Source organism: Paraburkholderia phosphatilytica, assembly GCF_003443895.1.
GTDB classification, from domain to species: domain Bacteria; phylum Pseudomonadota; class Gammaproteobacteria; order Burkholderiales; family Burkholderiaceae; genus Paraburkholderia; species Paraburkholderia phosphatilytica.
In genome coordinates this window covers 201382-219919 of sequence record NZ_QQOA01000009.1, presented here as the reverse complement: position 1 = coordinate 219919, position 18538 = coordinate 201382, and the positions used below count along the sequence as shown (strand labels likewise).

16 protein-coding genes are annotated in these 18538 nt (G+C 66.7%); 3 read left to right on the top strand and 13 right to left on the bottom strand.

Annotation, left to right across the window (positions count from 1 at the left end; genetic code table 11):
- Positions 1–10 precede the first annotated feature (10 nt).
- Positions 11–637, bottom strand: a complete 627-nt coding sequence (gene mog / locus DVS29_RS12485) for a molybdopterin adenylyltransferase (protein WP_118180757.1) — start codon at positions 635–637, stop codon at positions 11–13.
- Positions 618–1232 (bottom strand): ribosome biogenesis factor YjgA, encoded by a 615-nt coding sequence (gene yjgA / locus DVS29_RS12480; RefSeq protein ID WP_118180804.1) that lies wholly within the window; start codon positions 1230–1232, stop codon positions 618–620. Before yjgA ends, mog begins: the two co-directional genes overlap by 20 nt.
- Positions 1233–1482: 250 nt before the next feature.
- On the opposite strand from yjgA, the gene pmbA reads away from it, so the two are divergent.
- Positions 1483–2859: a metalloprotease PmbA gene (gene pmbA / locus DVS29_RS12475; RefSeq protein ID WP_118180756.1), complete on the top strand. Its 1377-nt coding sequence runs from the start codon at positions 1483–1485 to the stop codon at positions 2857–2859.
- A gap of 115 nt (positions 2860–2974) precedes the next feature.
- Here the strand turns inward: pmbA and DVS29_RS12470 are convergent, their stop codons facing one another.
- The 9 genes from DVS29_RS12470 to DVS29_RS12430 form a co-directional block, all read right to left on the bottom strand.
- Positions 2975–3478 (bottom strand): dihydrofolate reductase, encoded by a 504-nt coding sequence (locus DVS29_RS12470; RefSeq protein ID WP_118180755.1) that lies wholly within the window; start codon positions 3476–3478, stop codon positions 2975–2977.
- 99 nt (positions 3479–3577) lie between these two features.
- Positions 3578–5314, bottom strand: coding sequence for a sigma-54 dependent transcriptional regulator (locus tag DVS29_RS12465; protein ID WP_420816102.1), 1737 nt, complete (start codon positions 5312–5314; stop codon positions 3578–3580).
- Positions 5315–5340: 26 nt separating this feature from the next.
- Positions 5341–6819, bottom strand: a complete 1479-nt coding sequence (locus tag DVS29_RS12460) for a hypothetical protein (protein WP_164707899.1) — start codon at positions 6817–6819, stop codon at positions 5341–5343.
- Between the two features lie 124 nt (positions 6820–6943).
- Positions 6944–7780, bottom strand: coding sequence for a peptidase C39 (locus tag DVS29_RS12455; RefSeq protein WP_118180754.1), 837 nt, complete (start codon positions 7778–7780; stop codon positions 6944–6946).
- Between the two features lie 7 nt (positions 7781–7787).
- Positions 7788–8498, bottom strand: coding sequence for a C39 family peptidase (locus tag DVS29_RS12450; RefSeq protein WP_118180753.1), 711 nt, complete (start codon positions 8496–8498; stop codon positions 7788–7790).
- 93 nt (positions 8499–8591) lie between these two features.
- On the bottom strand, positions 8592–9980 hold the full coding sequence (locus tag DVS29_RS12445) for a hypothetical protein (RefSeq protein ID WP_118180752.1): 1389 nt from the start codon (positions 9978–9980) through the stop codon (positions 8592–8594).
- 29 nt (positions 9981–10009) lie between these two features.
- Entirely contained in the window at positions 10010–10624 is a 615-nt protein-coding gene (locus tag DVS29_RS12440; protein ID WP_118180751.1) for a hypothetical protein, read from the bottom strand.
- The gene (locus DVS29_RS12435) at positions 10621–11130 is read right to left on the bottom strand and encodes a hypothetical protein (RefSeq protein ID WP_118180750.1); all 510 of its coding nucleotides are present in this window, start codon (positions 11128–11130) and stop codon (positions 10621–10623) included. The genes DVS29_RS12440 and DVS29_RS12435 overlap by 4 nt, the downstream gene beginning before the upstream one ends.
- A 46-nt stretch (positions 11131–11176) precedes the next feature.
- On the bottom strand, positions 11177–11635 hold the full coding sequence (locus DVS29_RS12430; RefSeq protein ID WP_118180749.1) for a hypothetical protein: 459 nt from the start codon (positions 11633–11635) through the stop codon (positions 11177–11179).
- 531 nt (positions 11636–12166) lie between these two features.
- Between DVS29_RS12430 and DVS29_RS12425 the strand changes: the two genes are divergently transcribed.
- Together DVS29_RS12425 and DVS29_RS12420 are read left to right on the top strand one after the other, a co-directional pair.
- A complete protein-coding gene (locus DVS29_RS12425) occupies positions 12167–13567 on the top strand; it encodes a sigma-54 dependent transcriptional regulator (protein ID WP_118180748.1) in 1401 nt (466 codons plus the stop codon).
- A 251-nt stretch (positions 13568–13818) separates the two neighbouring features.
- On the top strand, positions 13819–14790 hold the full coding sequence (locus DVS29_RS12420) for a thymidylate synthase (protein WP_118180747.1): 972 nt from the start codon (positions 13819–13821) through the stop codon (positions 14788–14790).
- Positions 14791–14937: 147 nt separating this feature from the next.
- On the opposite strand, the gene DVS29_RS12415 is transcribed toward DVS29_RS12420, so the two are convergent.
- Both DVS29_RS12415 and DVS29_RS12410 read right to left on the bottom strand, forming a co-directional pair.
- On the bottom strand, positions 14938–17550 hold the full coding sequence (locus tag DVS29_RS12415) for a DUF6600 domain-containing protein (protein ID WP_240655558.1): 2613 nt from the start codon (positions 17548–17550) through the stop codon (positions 14938–14940).
- A gap of 182 nt (positions 17551–17732) precedes the next feature.
- Complete coding sequence (locus tag DVS29_RS12410) at positions 17733–18446, bottom strand: ArsR/SmtB family transcription factor (RefSeq protein WP_118180800.1); 714 nt, start codon at positions 18444–18446, stop codon at positions 17733–17735.
- Positions 18447–18538: the final 92 nt, after the last annotated feature.

Genomic DNA, 18538 nt, shown 5'->3' with positions numbered 1-18538 from the left:
ACGCAAAGGTTCAGGAAGCGCGCGGCGGCCGCTGCGCGTTCTTCGGACGGAACGCCTTCACCACCGCGTCGTTGGTCTCGACGTACGGCCCCCCAATCAGATCGATGCAGTACGGCACCGCGGCGAAAATGCCCGGCACCTTCACCGCGCCGTCCGCATCGCGCAAGCCTTCCAGCGTTTCCTTGATCGACTTCGGCTGCCCCGGCAGGTTGACGATCAGCGCCGCATGCGCGGGCGTCTCGCGGATCACCGCAACTTGTCGCGACAGGATCGCGGTGGGCACGAAGTTCAGGCTGATCTGCCGCATCTGCTCGCCGAAGCCCGGCATTGCCTTCGTACCGACCGCCAGCGTCGCTTCCGGCGTCACGTCGCGCCGCGACGGACCCGTGCCGCCCGTCGTCAGCACGAGATCGCAGCCCACCGAATCCACCAGGTCGATCAGCGTGGCCGAGATGGTCGGCGCGTCGTCCTGGATCAGCCGCGTTTCCGTGCGAAACGGCGACGCGAGCGCGGCGCCGAGCCATTCCTGCAGCGATGGAATCCCTTTGTCCTCGTAGACGCCGCTGCTTGCGCGGTCGCTGATTGACACGAGACCGATCACGATCTCGTCGGGATGGTTACGCGTGGGCGTCGTCATCGTCGTCTTCCGGAGTGGCTTGATCACCGTCCGCTGCGTCGTCGCCGGGCGCGCCGCTCACGTTCTTGATCCACTGGAACAGCTCGCGGAAGTAGCGCGGCGGCTTGCTCTGCTGCGCTTCCTTGCGGGCGTTGCGGATCAGCGTGCGGCCTTCCTGCGGATCGGCGGCGGGGTGCTGGCGCAGGAACACCGTCAGCGCGTCGTCGTTTTCGAGCAGCTGCTCGCGGGTGCGCTCGATCCAGTGCAGGCGCGCCGTTTCGGCCTTGTTGACGCCGTTGTATGCGTCGAGCGCGGTGCGCAGCGCGCCGGTTTCGTCGTCGGTCAGCGAGCGCATCACCTTGCCGACGTACTGCAGCTGGCGGCGCCGGCCTTCGTGATCGGTGATGCGGCGTGCTTCGTGCACCGCGTCGGCGAGGTGTTCCGGCATCGGCATGCGCTTGATCGCGTCTTTCGGCAGCTCGACGAGCGCCACGCCGAGCGCCTGCAACGCGTGCATCTCGCGCTTCAACTGGGATTTGCTGGGGCGGTCGTAGCCGTGGTCGTCGTGCGCGTCGTCGGCGGACGCCATCGGCTGAATGCGGGTTTTGCGTGTCATCCCGCTATTGTAGCCTGCCGGTCCGTCCCCGCCGCGGCGCAAGTCCATGCGAACCATCATGCGAAGGCGCGTGCGAACGCGCGGACCTTGCTATGATCGCGGGATGGTTCTTTCAACCGATGGGCGGTAACGCCCATCGCCCCTGGGCCACCACCCGCCGGGGCGCCGCGCCTGACGTCACATACGTCAAGTCAGGCGCGGGCCGGCGGACGGCACGCGGCCCGCGCACCGGCGAGAGACGGCAAACACAATGGCAGCAGACATGGACACAGACGTCAGGCAGCGCTATTTCCCGCACACCCAGGACGAGCTGAAGCAGATCGCCTCGGACATCCTCAAGCACGCGAAGGCGCTCGGCGGCACCGATGCGGCCACCGAAATCTCCGAAGGCGACGGCCTGTCGGTGTCGGTGCGGTGCGGCGAAGTCGAGACGATCGAGCACAACCGCGACAAGATGGTCGGCGTGACCGTCTTCATCGGCAACAAGCGCGGCAACGCGAGCACGTCGGACTTTTCGTCCGAAGCGCTGAAGGACACCGTCGCGGCCGCATACAACATCGCGCGCTTCACGGCGGAAGACGACTGCGCGGGTCTCGCGGAATCGGAGCTGCTCGAAACCGATCCGCGCGACCTCGATCTGTATCACCCGTGGAACCTGTCCGCGGACGAAGCCGTCGAAATCGCGCGCCGCGCCGAAGACGCCGCGTTCGCGACCGATCCGCAGATCCGCAACTCCGAAGGCGCGAGCGTTTCCGCGCAGCACTCGCAGTTCGTGCTGGCCACGTCGCGCGGCTTCGTCGGCGGCTATCCGTACTCGCGGCATTACGTCGCCTGCGCCCCGATCGCGGGTTCCGGCCGTTCGATGCAGCGCGACGACTGGTATTCGTCGAAGCGCAGCTCGACCGAACTCGCCGATCCGGAAGCGGTAGGCCGCTACGCGGCCGAACGCGCGCTCGCGCGCATCGGCGCGCGCGGGCTCGACACGCGCAAGGTGCCGGTGCTGTTCGAAGCGCCGCTCGCCGCCGGCATTCTCGGCGCGTTCGTGCAGGCCGCGAGCGGCGGCGCGCTGTACCGCAAGACCTCGTTCCTGACCGACAGCCTCGGCAAGCCGGTGTTCGCGCCGCACATCCAGGTGGTCGAAGACCCGCACGTGCCGCGCGCGATGGGCAGCGCGCCGTTCGACGAAGAAGGCGTGCGCACGAAGCGGCGGTCGGTGGTGAAGGACGGCGTGGTCGAAGGCTACTTCCTGTCCACGTATTCGGCGCGCAAGCTGAAGATGCCCACCACGGGCAACGCGGGCGGCTCGCACAACCTGTCGCTGGTGAGTTCGCTGACGCGTCCGGAAGACGACTTCAAGGCGATGCTGAAGAAACTCGGTACCGGGTTGCTGCTGACCGAGCTGATGGGGCAGGGCGTCAACTACGTAACGGGCGACTACTCGCGCGGCGCGTCGGGTTTCTGGGTCGAGAACGGCGAGATCCAGTATCCGGTCGAGGAGATTACCGTCGCGAGCACGCTGCAGGAGATGTTCCACCACATCGTCGCGATCGGCGCGGACACGATCGTGCGCGGCACCAAGCACACGGGCTCGGTGCTGATCGAGAAGATGACGATCGCGGGGCAGTGATCGCGTTGCGTTGCGTCATCAGTCAGCGCAACTAAAGCAGCACAGACAAAAGCGCCACGGCATGCAGATGCCGTGGCGCTTTTTCGTTGAGCCGTTCAATGCCGACGATGTTGCGCTACGCCACGACCTTGCGTTGCCACGTGACGAACGCGTAGTCGAATTCGTTCGGCGCCTGCGCGCGATGCGTTTCGCGCTCCGCCTCTTCCCATTGCGTCGCGTCCGGCGCGGGGAAGGTGGTGTCGCCTTCGAAATCCGCGTCGATCTCGGTGATCAGCATGCGGTCCGCGCGGCCGATCCCTTCGGCATACAGCTGCGCGCCGCCGATCAGAAACACTTCGTCGGCGCCGTCTTTCGCGGCAAGCACGAGCGCGTCGGCGAGGCTCGTCACCGTGTCGCAGCCGTCGTAGCGGCGCGCGGCGTCGCGCGTGACGACGATGTTGTGGCGGCCCGGCAGCGGGCGGCCGAGCGAATCCCAGGTCTTGCGGCCCATGATGATGGGCGCGCCCATCGTCGTGCGCTTGAAGTGCGCGAGGTCTTCCGGCAGCCGCCACGGCAGGGTGTTGTCGCGGCCGATCACGCCGTTGCGTGCGCGAGCGAGGATCAAGGTCAGGGTGGTCATCGAAGGACTCGTGGATAAGAGCGCTTCGAATTTTACCCGACGGTGACGGTGCGTCAGATCCGCCTGCACGTAGCCAGACGGATCAAACGCCGTCACTCTTTACACGCCCTCCGGCCCATCCGCCTCGCCGGTGAACAGATGCCGCTCGTCGCCGGCGCTGGTTTCGCGCAGCCCGTGCGTACCCATCAGCCGGTACAGCGTGACACGCGAAATGCCGAGATCGATCGCGGCCTCGTTCAGACGATGCCGGTGCCGCAGCAGCGCCGTTTCGATCGCGCGCTTCTCGGCGAGCTCGCGGGCCTGCGCGAGCGACATCGTCTGCTGCTCGGCGAAGTTGTCGAGATCGAGATCTTCGGCCGAGATCAGCTTGTTCTCCGCCATCACGATCGCGCGCCGCACGCGGTTGATCAGTTCGCGCACGTTGCCGGGCCAGTTGTAGTTGTACATCGCCTCGATTGCCGACGGCGTGAAGCCGCGGATCTTGCGCGCGCTGTCCGTCTTGAACTTGTGCAGGATGTGATGCGCGAGGATTTCGATATCCTTGCCGCGGGCGCGCAGCGGCGGTTCGTCGATGCGCAGCACGCACAGCCGGTGATACAGGTCCTGGCGGAAACGCCCCTCGCGCATCGCGGTTTCGAGATCGACGTGCGTCGCGGAAATCACCCGTACGTCGACCGGCACGGAATCGTGCGCGCCGAGCCGCTCGATCTTGCCTTCCTGCAGGAAGCGCAACAGGCTCGCCTGGCTTTCGAGCGGCAGATCGCCGATTTCGTCGAGGAACAGCGTGCCGCCGCCCGCGGCTTCGACCCGGCCGATCTTGCGCTGGTTCGCACCGGTGAACGCGCCGCGCTCGTAGCCGAATAGTTCGGACTGCAGCAGATGATGCGGAATCGCGCCGCAGTTGATCGCGACGAACGCCTCCTTGCGGCGCGACGAGCGCTCGTGGATCGCGAGCGCGGTGAGCTCCTTGCCGGTGCCCGACTCGCCGGAGATGAACACCGTCGCGTCGGTGTTCGCGACCTTGCGGATCGTGCGGAAGAGCTGCTGCATCGCGTCGCAGGTGCCGACCATTTCGTCGTCGCCCGCCGGCGCGACGGGCGCGGTCGATTCCGCGTCGCACAGCGTCGCCATCCCGTACGCGTGGCCGACCAGATAGTCGACCGTCGCTTCCGGCACCGGCGTCTTCACGTAGTCGAAGCAGTAGTGGCGGATCAGGCGGCGCACGTCGGGTTCGTCGATGCGCTGCGGGGTGGCGAGCGCGATCCAGCTCACCTGCGGCTGGCGCAGGCCGGGTTCCAGACTCGCGAGATCGCGCACCGGAAAACTGCTCAGGTCGACGATGCCCGCGCCCGCCACGTCGGGACGCATCATGCGCAGCATCTCCACCGCCGAGCGCGCGACCGAAACACTCCAGCCCGCGTGCTTCAGGTGTGCGCACAGCACTTCGTCCGGTACGCGCGCGACGTACAGCAGCGAGCGCTCGGCGCGCAGCCGTGCCGCTACGGCTGCAGCGGTGCTGCCTTTCGGTCGACCGCGGCCAGGGTTCTTCACGACAGCGACAGGCTCCGCGAGCGGCACGACCGGCAGCACGGCCGCAACCGGCGAGACAGGCGGCACCGCGCGCAACGGCGGCGCCAGCACGTCCGCCTGCACGCTGACCGTCTCGCCCGACGGCAGCTCGGCCGACAGCGTGGCTTCGAGCGTCGGCGGCGGAAGCGCGCCGCCTGTACCGTTGAGGCCGACCTGTTCCGCAGGCGGTACGCCGATGGACAGCTCCGGCGGTCGGGCCACCGTCAGTCGCGGTTTCACCGTGGTCAGATGAGGAATGTCACGCACGATCGGCCTCGTATGTCGTTGGCACGTCAGAAGGTGTACGGAAAGCGCAAGCCGACGACGAAGTTCGGCGCATCCGGCGTCAATCCCACCGACACCGCGCCGTTGATCGTCAGGTGCTTGTTCACCACGTGATTCAGTCCGAAGTTCAGCACCGAGGCAGTGGTTTCGCTGCCCGGTACGCCCACCCATTCGCCGCCCGGCGCCTTCGTCTTCGATTGCGGCTCGATCGCCATCGTGTACGAGATGCTCGCCGAATCCTTGTCGGAGAACGCGAGCGCCACGCCGCCGCCGAACTGGATGATGTCGCCCAGCTTCACGTCCGCGGGCTCGGTCTGACCGACCACCGACGAAATGTCGGCGAACGAGCGCGCCACGTTGTAGGTGTACGAAAGACTGCCGAACAGCACCACCGGGTCGTAGGTCTTCAGGACCGACATGCCCGCGGTGACGTTCCAGAAGCCCGTGCCCGTCGGCAGCTTCGACGGCGCGACGAGATTCGTGTTGTCCGGCGTCAGCTGCTCGACCTTGATGCCGAACGGCGACGTGCCGGACGGCGTCTTCACGCGCAGGCTGCCCACCACGTCGGGCAGGTTGTTGGTCTCCTTCAGGAACTGGTAGTAGATCCCGAAGTTGACGTCGCCGAGCGCGTGCGAGCTGACCGACGCGTCCGACAGCGTATTGGCCGCGCCGCCCGCGCCGCCGACGATGAACGAGCTGTGCCGGTACTCGTACGGTACGTCGACGTCGACGCTGACCCGGTCCGTCAGGCCATAGCGCGTATCGAGGTCGGCCATGATCTGGTGCGACTTCGTTTCGCCCAGATTGATGTTGCCGAGAAAGATCGCATCGAGCGCGAGGAAGCCCGACAGCTGCAACTGGCGGCGGTCGTAGTAGGTATCGCTGATGCCCCAGTCGAGGGTCAGCTTGTGATCGAAGAGCGGCGCCTGCTGGCGCTGCACGACCGCCTCTTCCGACTGCGTGCGCACCGGCTGCGCGGCCTTCTGCGTCTCGCCGACGGTGCCGGGCGCCGAGGCCGCATTGGGCGCCGCCGCGGTCGCGGGGCCGCTCGTGCCGCTCGGCCCCGTGGTCGCGGACGGTTCCGCCGGCGCATTGTCGGGCGACGGCGGGTTGACCGGCACGCCGGTCGCGGTGCCGGTCGTACCGCCCGGCGCGGATGCCCCCGGGGTCACCTGCGCGAGCGGCGGCAACTGCACGGGCAGCCCGTCGCTGCCGGGCTGCTCGGCCACCGCCGCGCCTTCGATCGGTGCACCTGCGAGGCCGCGGCCGCGCTGCTGCATCTCGAGGTTCGTGACCTGGCGCTCGAGCGACTGGATCTGCTTCTGCTGCTGGTCGACCACGCGCATCAACGTGTTCAGCCGGTCTTCGACGGACTGGTCGGCGATCGCCTGCGCGGCGGCCGACTGCGACAGCGCGAACAGGATGACCGCGGCCGGAATGGCCGCGAGCACGCTGCCCGGCGCTCTCGTCGTGGTACGGTTCATCATTGTTGTGTCCCCCGGTGTTCCCACCCGGACAGCGCATGACGGAGTCCCCAACCCCGTGCGCTGCCTGATCGATACTGCTGTTCACCGCTTGTGGCGCGGGTGGCGGCCCGCATCGTTCTCCTGACTATCGTCTGCTGATTGAGTTTTGTAGCGCCTGCAGCACGCCCGATTGACGGATCATCGCCGCCGACATCTGTTGCGTCTGCAGATGCAGCTGGAGCTGGTTGGCGACCTGCTGGTTGTTGCCCGCGATCTGCAGCAGCTGCGCGATCGAACTCGTGCCCATCGCATTGCTCGGCGTGATCGTCTGCGTCGAGATGCCGGCCGGCGTCTGCAGCGCGACCGTCACGCCGTTGCCGCCGAACGAGATGCCCGCCTTGATCGTGCCGGCCGCGTTTTCGGCGGCTGACGAAAGCGCGTTGCTGCCGCCCGGCATCGTCGAAACCGACGCGGTGCTGTTATTGAAGTCGATCTGCGCGCCGTTGATTCCAAGATTGCCGTTGCCGGCCACCTGGGTGATCTGCGACACGCCGTTCACCGACACGTTCTGCCCGCCGTTCACGCTCGCGTTCGGGTTCGCGCCGTTGTTACCCGAGCCCCCGCCCGGATCGGTCACGCGCGCGAGCGTGCTCACGTTTGCGCTCAGCTGGTTCGCCGTGTTCTGCGCGACCGAGAGCGAGCCTTGCGCGACCGCCGTCGCGCCGTTCGGCAACTGCCATTGCGACAACAGGTTCAACACGAACCCGGAAATCATTTCTCCACCGGCTCCTCTGCCGGTCTGCTGGGCAAGCACGTCGTCGCCGACGGCCTGACATTTGACGCCTTGTGGTGCGACATCGCCCGTCGAGAGAAAGGCCGGTACCGGAGACACACCGGTACCTTCGGCGGCAAACGCACCATCCGAGAGACCGCACGCTGTGGCGCACAACGCGAGGCCGATCTGTGAGAGGTGGCGCTTCATGGTCGGATCAGAAAAGTTCGGCCTTGATCAAGCCGTATTCGACGAAGGGCGTCGCCGCCGTGCCGTTCGCGAGCGCGTTCGCGCGCAGTTTCAGCGCGAGCGACTCGTTGTCCTGCAGGAGCGGCGAGTCCTCCCGGAACGGTTTGCCGAGAACCGCGAAGACGAGGCCGTTCCACGTCTTCGAGAAGTCCCCTTCGAGCACGATGCGATTGCCAAGCGCCGGGTCGGCAATGAAAATGCGGCCGTCTTCGGCATGCTTGACGATCACGAAGTGTTCGTAACCGTCGATGTTCATCAGCACGAGGACAGGAATCTGCAGGTGATAGAGCGCTTCCGTGTTGACCCGGAACCCGCGTCCGCGCAGCCCGATGGTCTCGACGAACTTCTTCATGTCGAGCATCGAGAAGCCGTTCTTCACGACCACCTCGGGCGTCGAGAACACCATCATCCGGCGGATCAGTTCTGTCTCCGGGATGTCGATGCCGTAGCCGTACCTGAGAAGCGTCGCGAGCGCGGCCGCACCGCAGCTGTAGTCATACTGCTGGCTGACGATGTGGCTGTAGCGGATGTCTCTCATCGAGCGGATCGATTTAACGAGCGGTACGCCGACGAGAGTAGACGTGTCGATGCTCGACTGAGCGTGGCCTGCCGCACACAATATGCAACCTGCCAGCGCCACGACGAACCGCGACACCGGGAACCGGAAAAACCCGGACATGCTGGTCTCCTGAGTGCGCGCCGGCGGCTGCACTGGCCGCCGGCGCGTTCCCGCCTGTGTGATGCGAATACCCCCAGTCTGCTGGGTCGCCTGTTACTTGCTCATCGAGGCGATCGCGAGACCGTTGTGCTGCACGTTGCCAGCGCCGCCGGCGATGTTCACGCCGATGTTGCCGGTGGCGCCGGACAGCGCGCCCGCACCGAGCGAAGCCGTGCCTTCGAACGAGCCGCTGAACGCGAGCTCGGCGGTCTGGTCGTTCTGATCCGTTGCGACCATCGCGCCGTTCGCGTTCTTCGCCGTCACCGTCGAGGTCGAGGCAGCCATGCTGTTGTTCTGCACGTTGCCCACGCCCGAGGCGATGTTCACGCCGATGTTGCCGGTCGCGCTCTTCAGCGAGTTGTCACCCAGCGACGCATTCACGTTGAAGTTCTTGATGCTCGCCGAGCCGCCGGACGACTGGTTGTTGAACACCTGCGCATTGCCGAACACGTTGCCGGCGTCGATCGATGCGAGCGATGCGTCGTTGGCCTGCGCATTGTCGATGCCTTCCGCGATGTTCACGCCGATGTTGCCCGACACGCCCGTCGCGGCGCCTGTGCCGGTTGTCGCGGTCAGGTTGCCCGGGGTCTGCGTGTCGATGTGCTGCGTCACGCTACCCTTGACCGTCGTGTTGTCGTTCGTCGTGTTCGAGGTGAGGCCCCACACCGCGGCGATCCCTTCGGAAGCCGACGACGAGGAATTCTCGTAGCTCGATTCCTTGCCGCTCACGCTCGCGTAGCCGGAGCCCGAATCCCGCTGCTTGACCCATGCCGCGCCCTGGCCCGACCCTTCGGTGGCGGCGAAGTTGCTGTTCACGCTGTGCGAGTTCGAGTAGTTCGACTCGTTGTATCCGGCGGCGAGGCCTCCGGCGACATAGCCGCTGCCCGAGCCGCTGTGCGGGCCGTTGTGCACGTCGTAGCCATAGCTGCCGCCGATGATGCCGCCCGCGACGATGTGGCCGCCCTGGTCGTGGCTGCTGTGGCTCGACGAACCGGAGATGTTCGCGTCCTGCGCGCTGTACTCGTAGCCGCCGGCGATCGATGCGCTCGACTGGTTGCCGTACGCGTATTTACCCGATGCCGAGAAGCCCGACGACTGCTTCGACGAGCTCGTCGAAGCCACTGCCACAGCCGCATAGGCCGAACCGTTCGTGCTGAACTGCGAGGTCGAGTTGTTGACCGACGTGGTCACGTGGCCCGTTTCGTAGCTCTGTGCATTCGGCGAGATCGTGGAGTGGTTCGCCCACACGTTCTGCGTGTTGTTGACCACGGCGCCGGCGGTGCTGTTGACGTCGACACAGCCGAACAGCGTGACCCAGCCCTGTACCCCGACTTCTTCGCCGACCAGCGTGGCGTTGAAGATGAACGGATCCTTGACGCCGTTTGCAAACACGCTGGTCGACGCGGCTGCGAGGACGGCAGTAGCAATGAGAGTGCGTTTCATGGTTATCGCTCCGATACGTATGTGGTACTTCAGAAAAGAGTGCCCGCCGGGGGACGGAGCACAAAACTGTTTGCCGTGGTGTTACCGGCGCCGGCAGTCTGGTTGATCTGCACGATCCCGCTGACGTTCTTGAAGGCGTCACTGGAAATGTTTGCCTCGCGCACGCTACGAACCCCACCCACCAGATCCTGACCGCCGTTTTTCGGGGCCGTCGCGGATAGCTCCCCATCCGTAACGGTCTCGACTCCTGGCACCCCAGTGCCGATCTGCACACTGTTGCGCTGGAGATTCGCTGCTCCGGCGGCCTGATTGATCATCAGGGCTCCGGAAGAATTCGAGAATGCGTTGCCTTCGATCGTCGCGTGGGCACTCGGCACCTTCGCGCGCGCCGATGCGCTCTGCACGCTGGCGTTGTCGCTGCCGGCGGCCGTGCCGCCCTGCGTGATCGTCATCTGGTTGGCCTGCGCGTTGTTCAGGCCCGCGGCTTCGTTGACCGTCACGACACCGTTCGTCGAGACACCCGCGCCGGATTCGATCGTCGCGTCGCCGTTCACCACCGGCACGCGCTGCGCGTGGGCGGCCGTCGCGGCGACGAGCGCGCAGCCGGCGAACGTCGCGGCAGCGAGGCGGGCGCGCGGGCTCATCGCAGGCCTCCCATCGAGCCCGACAGTGCGTTGGTCAGCGGCGCGAGCGCACCCGACACCGACGACGACAGCTGCCCGCCGAGTCCCGGCGCCGGCTGACCGATCGCGCCCGCGTTCAGCGCGACGTTGCTGCCGGTCGCGTTGCCGGACAGGATCCGCGTGACCGCCTGCATGCCGCTGCCGGTGAGCGCGCCGTTCGGCGCGATGCCGCTCGAGCCGTGCGCGTTCGTCAGGTCCGCGTCGGTGGCGAGCTGGGCGAGCGCCGGATTGAAGGTGTTGGCCGGGAACGTGGTGGCGCGCACCGCGACCGGGTCCTGGTCTTTCGGCACGGTGTCGAACGCGCTGCGCGGCGTGACGGTCCGCTCGACGATGATGTCGCCGGGATTCACGACCTGCTGCGCACCGGCGACACCCGACGCGAGTCCCGCGAACACCGCGAGCGCCGCGGCGAGGAGCGGGTTCGCCAACGGGCGGCGACTGCTCGGGACCGGAAGAAGAGGGCTCATCGCAACTCCTTGTACGTCGGTCGTGTCGTGAACGTTTGCGTTGGCGCTAGCGGCGCGTATAGCTCGCGACGTTTTCCTGCGTCGAGCGCGACGCGTCGACGGGAATCGCCGGCACCGGCGCGGGCGGCGCGATCTCGTCCCACAGCGTCACGTTGTTGCCCTGCATCAGCTGCGGCGTCGCGGCGACCATCACCATGCCGACCTTGCCGCCGCGCTGATGCGACAGCACCTGATCGTCGAGCGGTGCGTTGCTGGTGGAGGTGTCGGACGAGACGACGAACGCGTCGCTGATACGCTGGCTGTCGTCGGCGACGGCTTCGATCGCCATCGGGCCGTTCATCACAGCGGGCATGTCGTTCGCGACGAGATTCGGGACGTTCGCGGAATCCGTCGCGGGCGCTTCCTGCGCATAGCCGGCCGTCGAGATGAGCGCCAGCGCGAGCGCGGCGAGAGATGCACAACCGGCGGTCTGGATACGCACCTTGAAGGTGAAAACGGGTCGCATGATGTGTCTCCTTGGTGCGTCACCAGTAGCGAGACATATGCCATGCGCCGCTTTCCGTTGCTGCTATTGGGCTTCGCGGAAGGCGTCGAAAATTCGCGGGATGAAAACGCGGGAAAACGTTTCAGCACTGAAACGGGCGGCAGAAAATACCGATGAACGACCCCTCCGGACCCTCGCGTTTGTAAAGCGGAAATTCGCCCTGGTGTTGCTTTTTAATCATCCCGGAAAATTCGTCCGATTCCGCGCTGAGCCTTGCTGGAAGCGCTTCCGGGCAATTTCCGCTGCATATTTGTTTTCGTGCCGGACGCGGGTATAGTAAGCTCTCGAAAACAGCTTCACTTTTAAAAAGCCCGCCATCAGGGCCGTCTGAAATACACACACGCCGCTTATCGGGGATCCGCTGTCCGCACGGAATGGAATGGCCGTTCGGTTTCACCCTGGGGTGAAACCGGGAGCGAGTTCGCGTGTCTGAAGTTTTTTCGTTCAGGTACGCGCCGTCGTCCTTAACGTTCGTTGACGAGGATCTGAATAATGGAATCCGCAACGCGGCAACTGATTTACGTCACTCGCGACCCGAGCACGGAGTTGCACGACTGTTTCCACGAGCGGGGTTGGAACGTGGAAGTCGTGGGCTCGGCGCGCGATGTGCGGCGCGCGTTGCGCGCCGGCTCCGCCGCTGGGGGATTGCTCGATCTCTCGAGCTGTTTCCTGCAACATGAAATCGCCAGTTTCGAAGCCTGCCTGACCATGCCGAACGTCGGCTGGGTCGCGGCCACGATGCCCGGCCAGCTGCAGGACGCGTCGCTGCGCCGTCTCGTGCGCGACTACTGTTTCGACTACGTTACCGTGCCGTATTCCGGCGACCGCATCGTCGATTCGGTCGGTCACGCATACGGCATGGTGTCGCTCGGCGAACCTGCATCGAACGATTCGACCCTCGCGGGCACGGAAGGCGAGATGGTCGGCTCGTGCGACGCGATGCTCGCGCTGTTCCGCTCGATCCGCAAGGTCGCGATGACCGATGCGCCGGTGTTCATCTCGGGCGAGTCGGGCACCGGCAAGGAACTGACGGCGGTCGCCATTCACGAGCGTTCGTCGCGGCGCAGTGCGCCGTTCGTCGCCATCAATTGCGGCGCGATCCCGCCGCATCTTCTGCAATCCGAACTGTTCGGCTACGAACGCGGCGCGTTCACCGGCGCGAACCAGCGCAAGATCGGCCGGGTCGAGGCTGCCAACGGCGGCACGCTGTTCCTCGACGAAATCGGCGACCTGCCGCTGGAAAGCCAGGCGAGCCTGCTGCGCTTCCTGCAGGAGCGCAAGGTCGAGCGTCTCGGCGGCCACGCGGCGATCCCGGTCGACGTGCGGATCATCTCGGCCACCCACGTGGACATGACCGCGGCGATGATCGAAGGGCGGTTCCGCTCCGACCTCTATCACCGTCTGTGCGTGCTGCAGATCGACGAGCCGCCGCTGCGCGCGCGCGGCAAGGACATCGAGCTGCTTGCGCGGCACATGCTCGAGCGTTTCCGCAAAGATGCGAGCCGGCGTCTGCGCGGCTTCTCGCCGGATGCGATCGCGGCGCTGCATAACTACAGCTGGCCCGGCAACGTGCGCGAGCTGATCAACCGCGTGCGCCGTGCGATCGTGATGTCCGAAGGGCGCGCGATCACCGCGGCCGATCTCGAGCTCGCGGAGTTCGTCGAGATCGTGCCGGTGTCGCTCGCGCAGGCGCGCGAAGCGGCCGAGCGCCAGGCCATCGAGCTTGCGTTGTTGCGTCATCGCGGGCGTCTCGGCGATGCGGCGCAGGAACTCGGCATCTCGCGCGTCACGCTGTACCGTCTGCTGTGCGCGCACGGCATGCGCCATATGGAAGCCGACGGTCCGGGCGACCGGATCGCGCACGGCGGCGTGGCGACCGTACCGCATCTGTGAGCTGACAAGCTTCGTTTTGCTTGAGCGCGTTTTGCCTGTCGCTTGCTTGTCCGAATACGCGGCGCCGTGTGTGATGCACGGCGCCGCGTTTCATTTGCGCGGGTGGTGAGCGTCGCGCCGCGGGCTTGCCCAGCGTTCCCGTCCAGCGCTTGCTAGAATCCTGCTTTCGACGCAGATCCGCTTCTGCGTTCCGCACAGAAGCGCGTGGCTTGTACGACCACAAGCACAAGCGCGCAGCCGAAGGATCCCGCATGAACCAATATCTCGAGCTCGTCCGCTCGATACTCGATACCGGCAGCTGGCAGGAAAACCGCACCGGCATCCGCACGATCAGCATGCCCGGCGCGATGCTGCGCTTCGATCTGCAGCAGGGTTTTCCCGCCGTGACGACGAAGAAGCTCGCGTTCAAATCGGCGATCGGCGAGCTGGTCGGGTTTCTGCGCGCATCGAAGAGCGCCGCGGATTTTCGCGCGCTCGGCTGCAAGGTGTGGGACGCGAACGCGAACGACAATCCGCAGTGGCTGGCGAATCCGTACCGCGAAGGTCCGGACGATCTCGGCGACGTGTATGGCGTGCAATGGCGCCGCTGGCCCGCGTACAAGGTCCTGCCAGCTGACGCGAGCGCGCAGCTCGACGATGCGGCGTCGCGCGGTTTCAGCGTCGTGACCACGTTCGAAGAGAACGGCGAGCGCAAGGTGCTGCTCTACAAGGCGGTCGATCAGCTGCGGCAGTGTCTCGACACGATCATGCAGAACCCGTCCGACCGCCGCATCCTGTTTCATGCGTGGAATCCGGCCGTGCTCGACCAGATCGCGCTGCCCGCGTGCCATCTGCTGTACCAGTTCCTGCCGAACGCATCGAAGCGCGAGATCTCGCTGTGCCTCTACATCCGCAGCAACGACGTGGGTCTCGGCACGCCGTTCAATCTCGCGGAAGGCGCCGCGCTGCTGCATCTCGTCGGGCGCCTGACGGGGTATACGCCGCGCTGGTTCACGTACTTCATCGGCGATGCGCACATCTACGAAAACCAGCTCGACATGCTGCAGCGGCAGCTCACGCGCGAACCGTATCCGAGCCCGCGTCTGTCGATCAGCGACCGCGTGCCCGACTACGCGACGACCGGCGTGTATCAACCCGAATGGCTCGAAAAGATCGAGCCTTCAGACTTCACGCTCGTCGACTATCGGCACCATGAGCCGTTGACTGCGCCGATGGCGGTTTGAGTGTCCGCGCGCGGGGTTTATCCACGCAGCCCGCGCGAGTAAACGTTTCGTGATTGAAATCGGCGAGGCCGCCGGATCGTCGAGATCCGGCGGCCTTTTTAACGACATCAGCGATTACCCGAGGTTTTTGGTCGATGAGCCTCGCGCTCAGCCATGCGGCTTGTCGCGCCCATGGTTTTCGTTGGCCTGCTGATGCGGCTGCTCGTGCTGCGGCTGAGGTTGCGGACGCGGCTGCTCACGCACCTGCTGCGGTTGCGGACGCGGTTGCGGCTGTGGCTGCGGATGGAATTCCGCGCGCGGTTGCGGTTGAGGTTGCGGATGGAACTCCGCCCGTGGCTGCTGAGGCGCCTGCGCATGGAACTGCTCCGGCGCATGCTGCGGTTCCGCGCGAACCGGCTGCGGCCGAGGTTGCTGCATCGGTTGCTGGACATGCGGGGCCTGCGCCTGCATCTGCATCGGCGCATGAGGCGCCTGCGGTTCGCCGCCTTGCGGACCACGCGCGAATTGTTGTGCCGGTTGCGCCTGATGAACGCCCGGCGCCTGCTCGACGCGTGGCGCGCCCGTCGACGGCGCATGCGGCATCTGCGCGACCGCTGCGTTTTCCGGGCGATGCGCCTGCTCTTGTGCCTGGGCGCCGCCCATCGCTTCGTTCGGCGAGCGCTGTTGCGCCATCGGCTGATGCGGCTGCGTCCACGACGGCTGGCCATGCTGCGCTTCAGCCGCCGCGCGATTCTGCTGCATCATGCCGGCCTGCGCCGGCGTCCCCGCATGACCAGGAGTGCCTGGATGCCCAGCGAACTGCGGCGGACGCGGCACGCCATTCCCAGGTGCGCCTGGCCGCTGCGCTTCGCCGCCCGCAGGCGCGCCGTGCCGCATCTGCGCCTGCATCGCGTTGGCAGGCGCACCGCCTGGCATCGGGTGTCCATTCGCGGCGAATCCAGCCTGACCTTGCGGCATCGCGCCCGGCCGGCCGCCAGGCTGAGCACCCGCACCGTGCTGCACCGGACCGCCGGTCATCAGCCCCGGCGCGCCGCCCGCCACATGCGACTGCACGACCCGGACGTTCTGCGTCGGCATGCCGGCCGCGCGTCCTGGTTGCTGGATACCCGCGAAGTGCGCCGGCACCGAGGTCCGCACGATCGGATCGCCCGCACCGGGCACGCGGCCGCCGCCCTGCGCAAAACGTTGCGCGAGGTTGTCGTGGAACGCCGCGGGCACGGCCGCGCCGCGCGTCGCGACGACCGATCGGGTGCCCACGTCGGCAGGCGGTCGATAGGTCGCGTTACGCATTCCGGGCCCGAAGCTCTGCTTCACCGGCGCGAGATTCGGCGCACCCGACTGCACCTGCGCGTTGTGCCATTGCCGCGGATCGACCTTCTGCGCGAAGCGGCCCGTCGGCTGGCCATGCACGAACGCGGTGGCCGGCACGGCCGTGATCGCGCCCGGCGCGTGGTAGTTGACGAACGTGTTGTGGACGTTATGGATGTTGTTGATCGTGACGTGGTTGTAGTTGTTGACCACGACCGTCTCGTTCACGCGCTGGTAGTAGCGCGGGCTCCAGTCGCCCCAGTGCGGATGCCACGGCTCGCCCGGGCCGAGCGGGAACCACGCGACGCCCGCCGCCATCGCACCGCCGATCGCGAGATTCACGCCCCAGCTGAACTGGCTGTCGCCACCGCCGACGAACCCGACCAGCGCCGGCGCGTACACCGGCGGCGCGTCCTCGACGACCGGGCCCGGCACCCACGCCCACGAGTCGTCGACATACGCCCAGCGGCCGTAGTGATACGGCGCGAAGCCCCACGGTTGATCGTCGACCCACGTCCAGCCCCACGGCGCCTGCCAGATCCAGTGGCCGTCGTGATACGGCGCCCAGCCGGCCGGCACCGCGTTCGGCGTCCACACTTCGCCGTATTGCGGGTCGTTGCGCCATGAGCCGTTTGCATCGAGATCCTGGTAGCCCGGCACGTCGCGCGACACGTAGCGTGCCGACACCGAGCGATCTTCGGCGGCGTCGCGGCCTTCGGTCCACGTATCGAAGCTGTCCGGCTGCGGCGCGCCGTTGTCCGCGACCTGCTGCAGCGCTGTGCCCGCGAAGCGGACCTGCTGGCCCGCCGCGACCGGCACCTGGCCGTTGTCGCCGTACACCGTCGCGTTGCCGCTGCGCACCGTCACGGTGGTGCTGCTGCCGTCGGGCGCGACGTCCACGCGATAGTCGCCGGGACCGGTGACGCCGAGCGCGAGGTTCGGCGTATCGATCTCGTATGAGCCGCCTTGCGGCACCTCGCGCACATGCGTGGACAGCGTGCCCTGCACGACCTTCAGCTGCGCGTTGGTGTCGTCGAGATTGAGCACGTCGAGGCTCGTCGACGCGCCGAGGCGCACCGCCGTCGAACCGATGTGCATCTCGGAGCGGGCGTCCTTGTCGTCCCACAGCTGGTCGCCGGTGGTGAGCGGACGGTTGAGCTGCGCGTACGACCAGTCGCTGGCGCCGGCGGGCTCCGTCGTGACGGTGCCGGCCATGTAGTTGAGGCGCGCGACGCGGCCCGGCGGATCGACGTTCTGCGCGCCCTGCGGTGCGGGCTGCTGCGTCGCGTAGTCGGGCTCAGCAGCCGCTTGAGTCTGCTGCGCGAGCGCGCCTTCGGCGAACAGCGTGATCGCGGCAAGTGCGAGCAGCGTGCGCTGGGCTATCGAGGTCAGGCGCGCGGTCCGCTGCGTGTGCGGACCGGTGGCTGACGGTTGGCGAACAGGTGTGGTCATGTCGTTGTCTCGTTCGAATACCGCGATGGCGGCATGCGTGACTTGACTCTACCCAACCGGCCTGTTTCACGGAGCGCTCATTTGTAAGGGTTCTAGCGATGCGTGTAACAAAACCTGACGCATCGCCGGTTCATCCCCGGCGGACGTTGAAAAAGCCCGTGCCGCGGGCGCTCCGACGCGTTTCACGCCGCAAGAAACCTGTCGAACTGCTGATGCCCTTGCGGCGTGATTCGCAGAATGCGAGGCCGGTCGGTGCGCTCCACCCAATGCCGCGTCTGCCACGCATCGAGCAGCGCGGCGCCGAGCGCGCCGCCCAGGTGCGGGCGCCGTTCACTCCAGTCGGGGCACGTGCACGCAAAGCGCCGGCGGCGGCGCTGCTGTTCGCCGAGTTCGATGCCCCAGTCGGCGAGATGCGCGGCGCCGGCCGGGGTCGCATCGAGCGAATCGCCGTCGCGGTTCAGCATGCCGCGGTCGATCATCCGCTCGAACACGCGCACTGCGAGTTCGCCCGCCATGTGGTCGTAGCAGGTGCGTGCGTAACGCATGTCGACCGGCACCGTACGCGCCGGCTTCGGCGCGACGCGTTGCGGCGCGCTCACCTGCGCGACGTTCGCGAGCGCCTCGATCGACGCCGCGATATCCGCCGACGCGATCCGGAAATAGCGATGCCGGCCGCGTACCTCGAGCGCGAGCAGACCGCCTTCGGTGAGCCGCGCGAGATGCGCGCTCGCCGCCGACGGCGACAGCCCCGCGATCAGCGTCAGTTCGCCCGCCGGCCGCGCGCTGCCGTCCATCAGCGCCCACAGCATCGCGGCGCGGCCCGGGTCGGCTAGCAGCGCGCCGATCCGGCTCAGGCCCGGGAAGTGGCTATGGTCGTCCACGAGGGGAGAGGACATAAATATCTCCGCATCAGTCAGGTTCATCACGGTTCCTACTGTACGCGTGTCGTGCAATCGATGTTTCAGGTCTGGGTGAAATGTGGATGCAG

Bases quoted from the DNA above. Each gene is read 5' to 3' on its own strand.
- DVS29_RS12425 (WP_118180748.1), top strand. From the start codon at position 12,167: ATGGAATCCGCAACGCGGCAACTGATTTACGTCACTCGCGACCCGAGC.
- yjgA (WP_118180804.1), bottom strand. From the start codon at position 1,232: ATGACACGCAAAACCCGCATTCAGCCGATGGCGTCCGCCGACGACGCG.
- DVS29_RS12430 (WP_118180749.1), bottom strand. From the start codon at position 11,635: ATGCGACCCGTTTTCACCTTCAAGGTGCGTATCCAGACCGCCGGTTGT.
- DVS29_RS12450 (WP_118180753.1), bottom strand. From the start codon at position 8,498: ATGTCCGGGTTTTTCCGGTTCCCGGTGTCGCGGTTCGTCGTGGCGCTG.
- DVS29_RS12470 (WP_118180755.1), bottom strand. From the start codon at position 3,478: ATGACCACCCTGACCTTGATCCTCGCTCGCGCACGCAACGGCGTGATC.
- pmbA (WP_118180756.1), top strand. From the start codon at position 1,483: ATGGCAGCAGACATGGACACAGACGTCAGGCAGCGCTATTTCCCGCAC.
- DVS29_RS12420 (WP_118180747.1), top strand. From the start codon at position 13,819: ATGAACCAATATCTCGAGCTCGTCCGCTCGATACTCGATACCGGCAGC.
- DVS29_RS12445 (WP_118180752.1), bottom strand. From the start codon at position 9,980: ATGAAACGCACTCTCATTGCTACTGCCGTCCTCGCAGCCGCGTCGACC.
- mog (WP_118180757.1), bottom strand. From the start codon at position 637: ATGACGACGCCCACGCGTAACCATCCCGACGAGATCGTGATCGGTCTC.
- DVS29_RS12460 (WP_164707899.1), bottom strand. From the start codon at position 6,819: ATGATGAACCGTACCACGACGAGAGCGCCGGGCAGCGTGCTCGCGGCC.
- DVS29_RS12435 (WP_118180750.1), bottom strand. From the start codon at position 11,130: ATGAGCCCTCTTCTTCCGGTCCCGAGCAGTCGCCGCCCGTTGGCGAAC.
- DVS29_RS12440 (WP_118180751.1), bottom strand. From the start codon at position 10,624: ATGAGCCCGCGCGCCCGCCTCGCTGCCGCGACGTTCGCCGGCTGCGCG.
- DVS29_RS12415 (WP_240655558.1), bottom strand. From the start codon at position 17,550: ATGACCACACCTGTTCGCCAACCGTCAGCCACCGGTCCGCACACGCAG.
- DVS29_RS12410 (WP_118180800.1), bottom strand. From the start codon at position 18,446: ATGTCCTCTCCCCTCGTGGACGACCATAGCCACTTCCCGGGCCTGAGC.
- DVS29_RS12455 (WP_118180754.1), bottom strand. From the start codon at position 7,780: ATGAAGCGCCACCTCTCACAGATCGGCCTCGCGTTGTGCGCCACAGCG.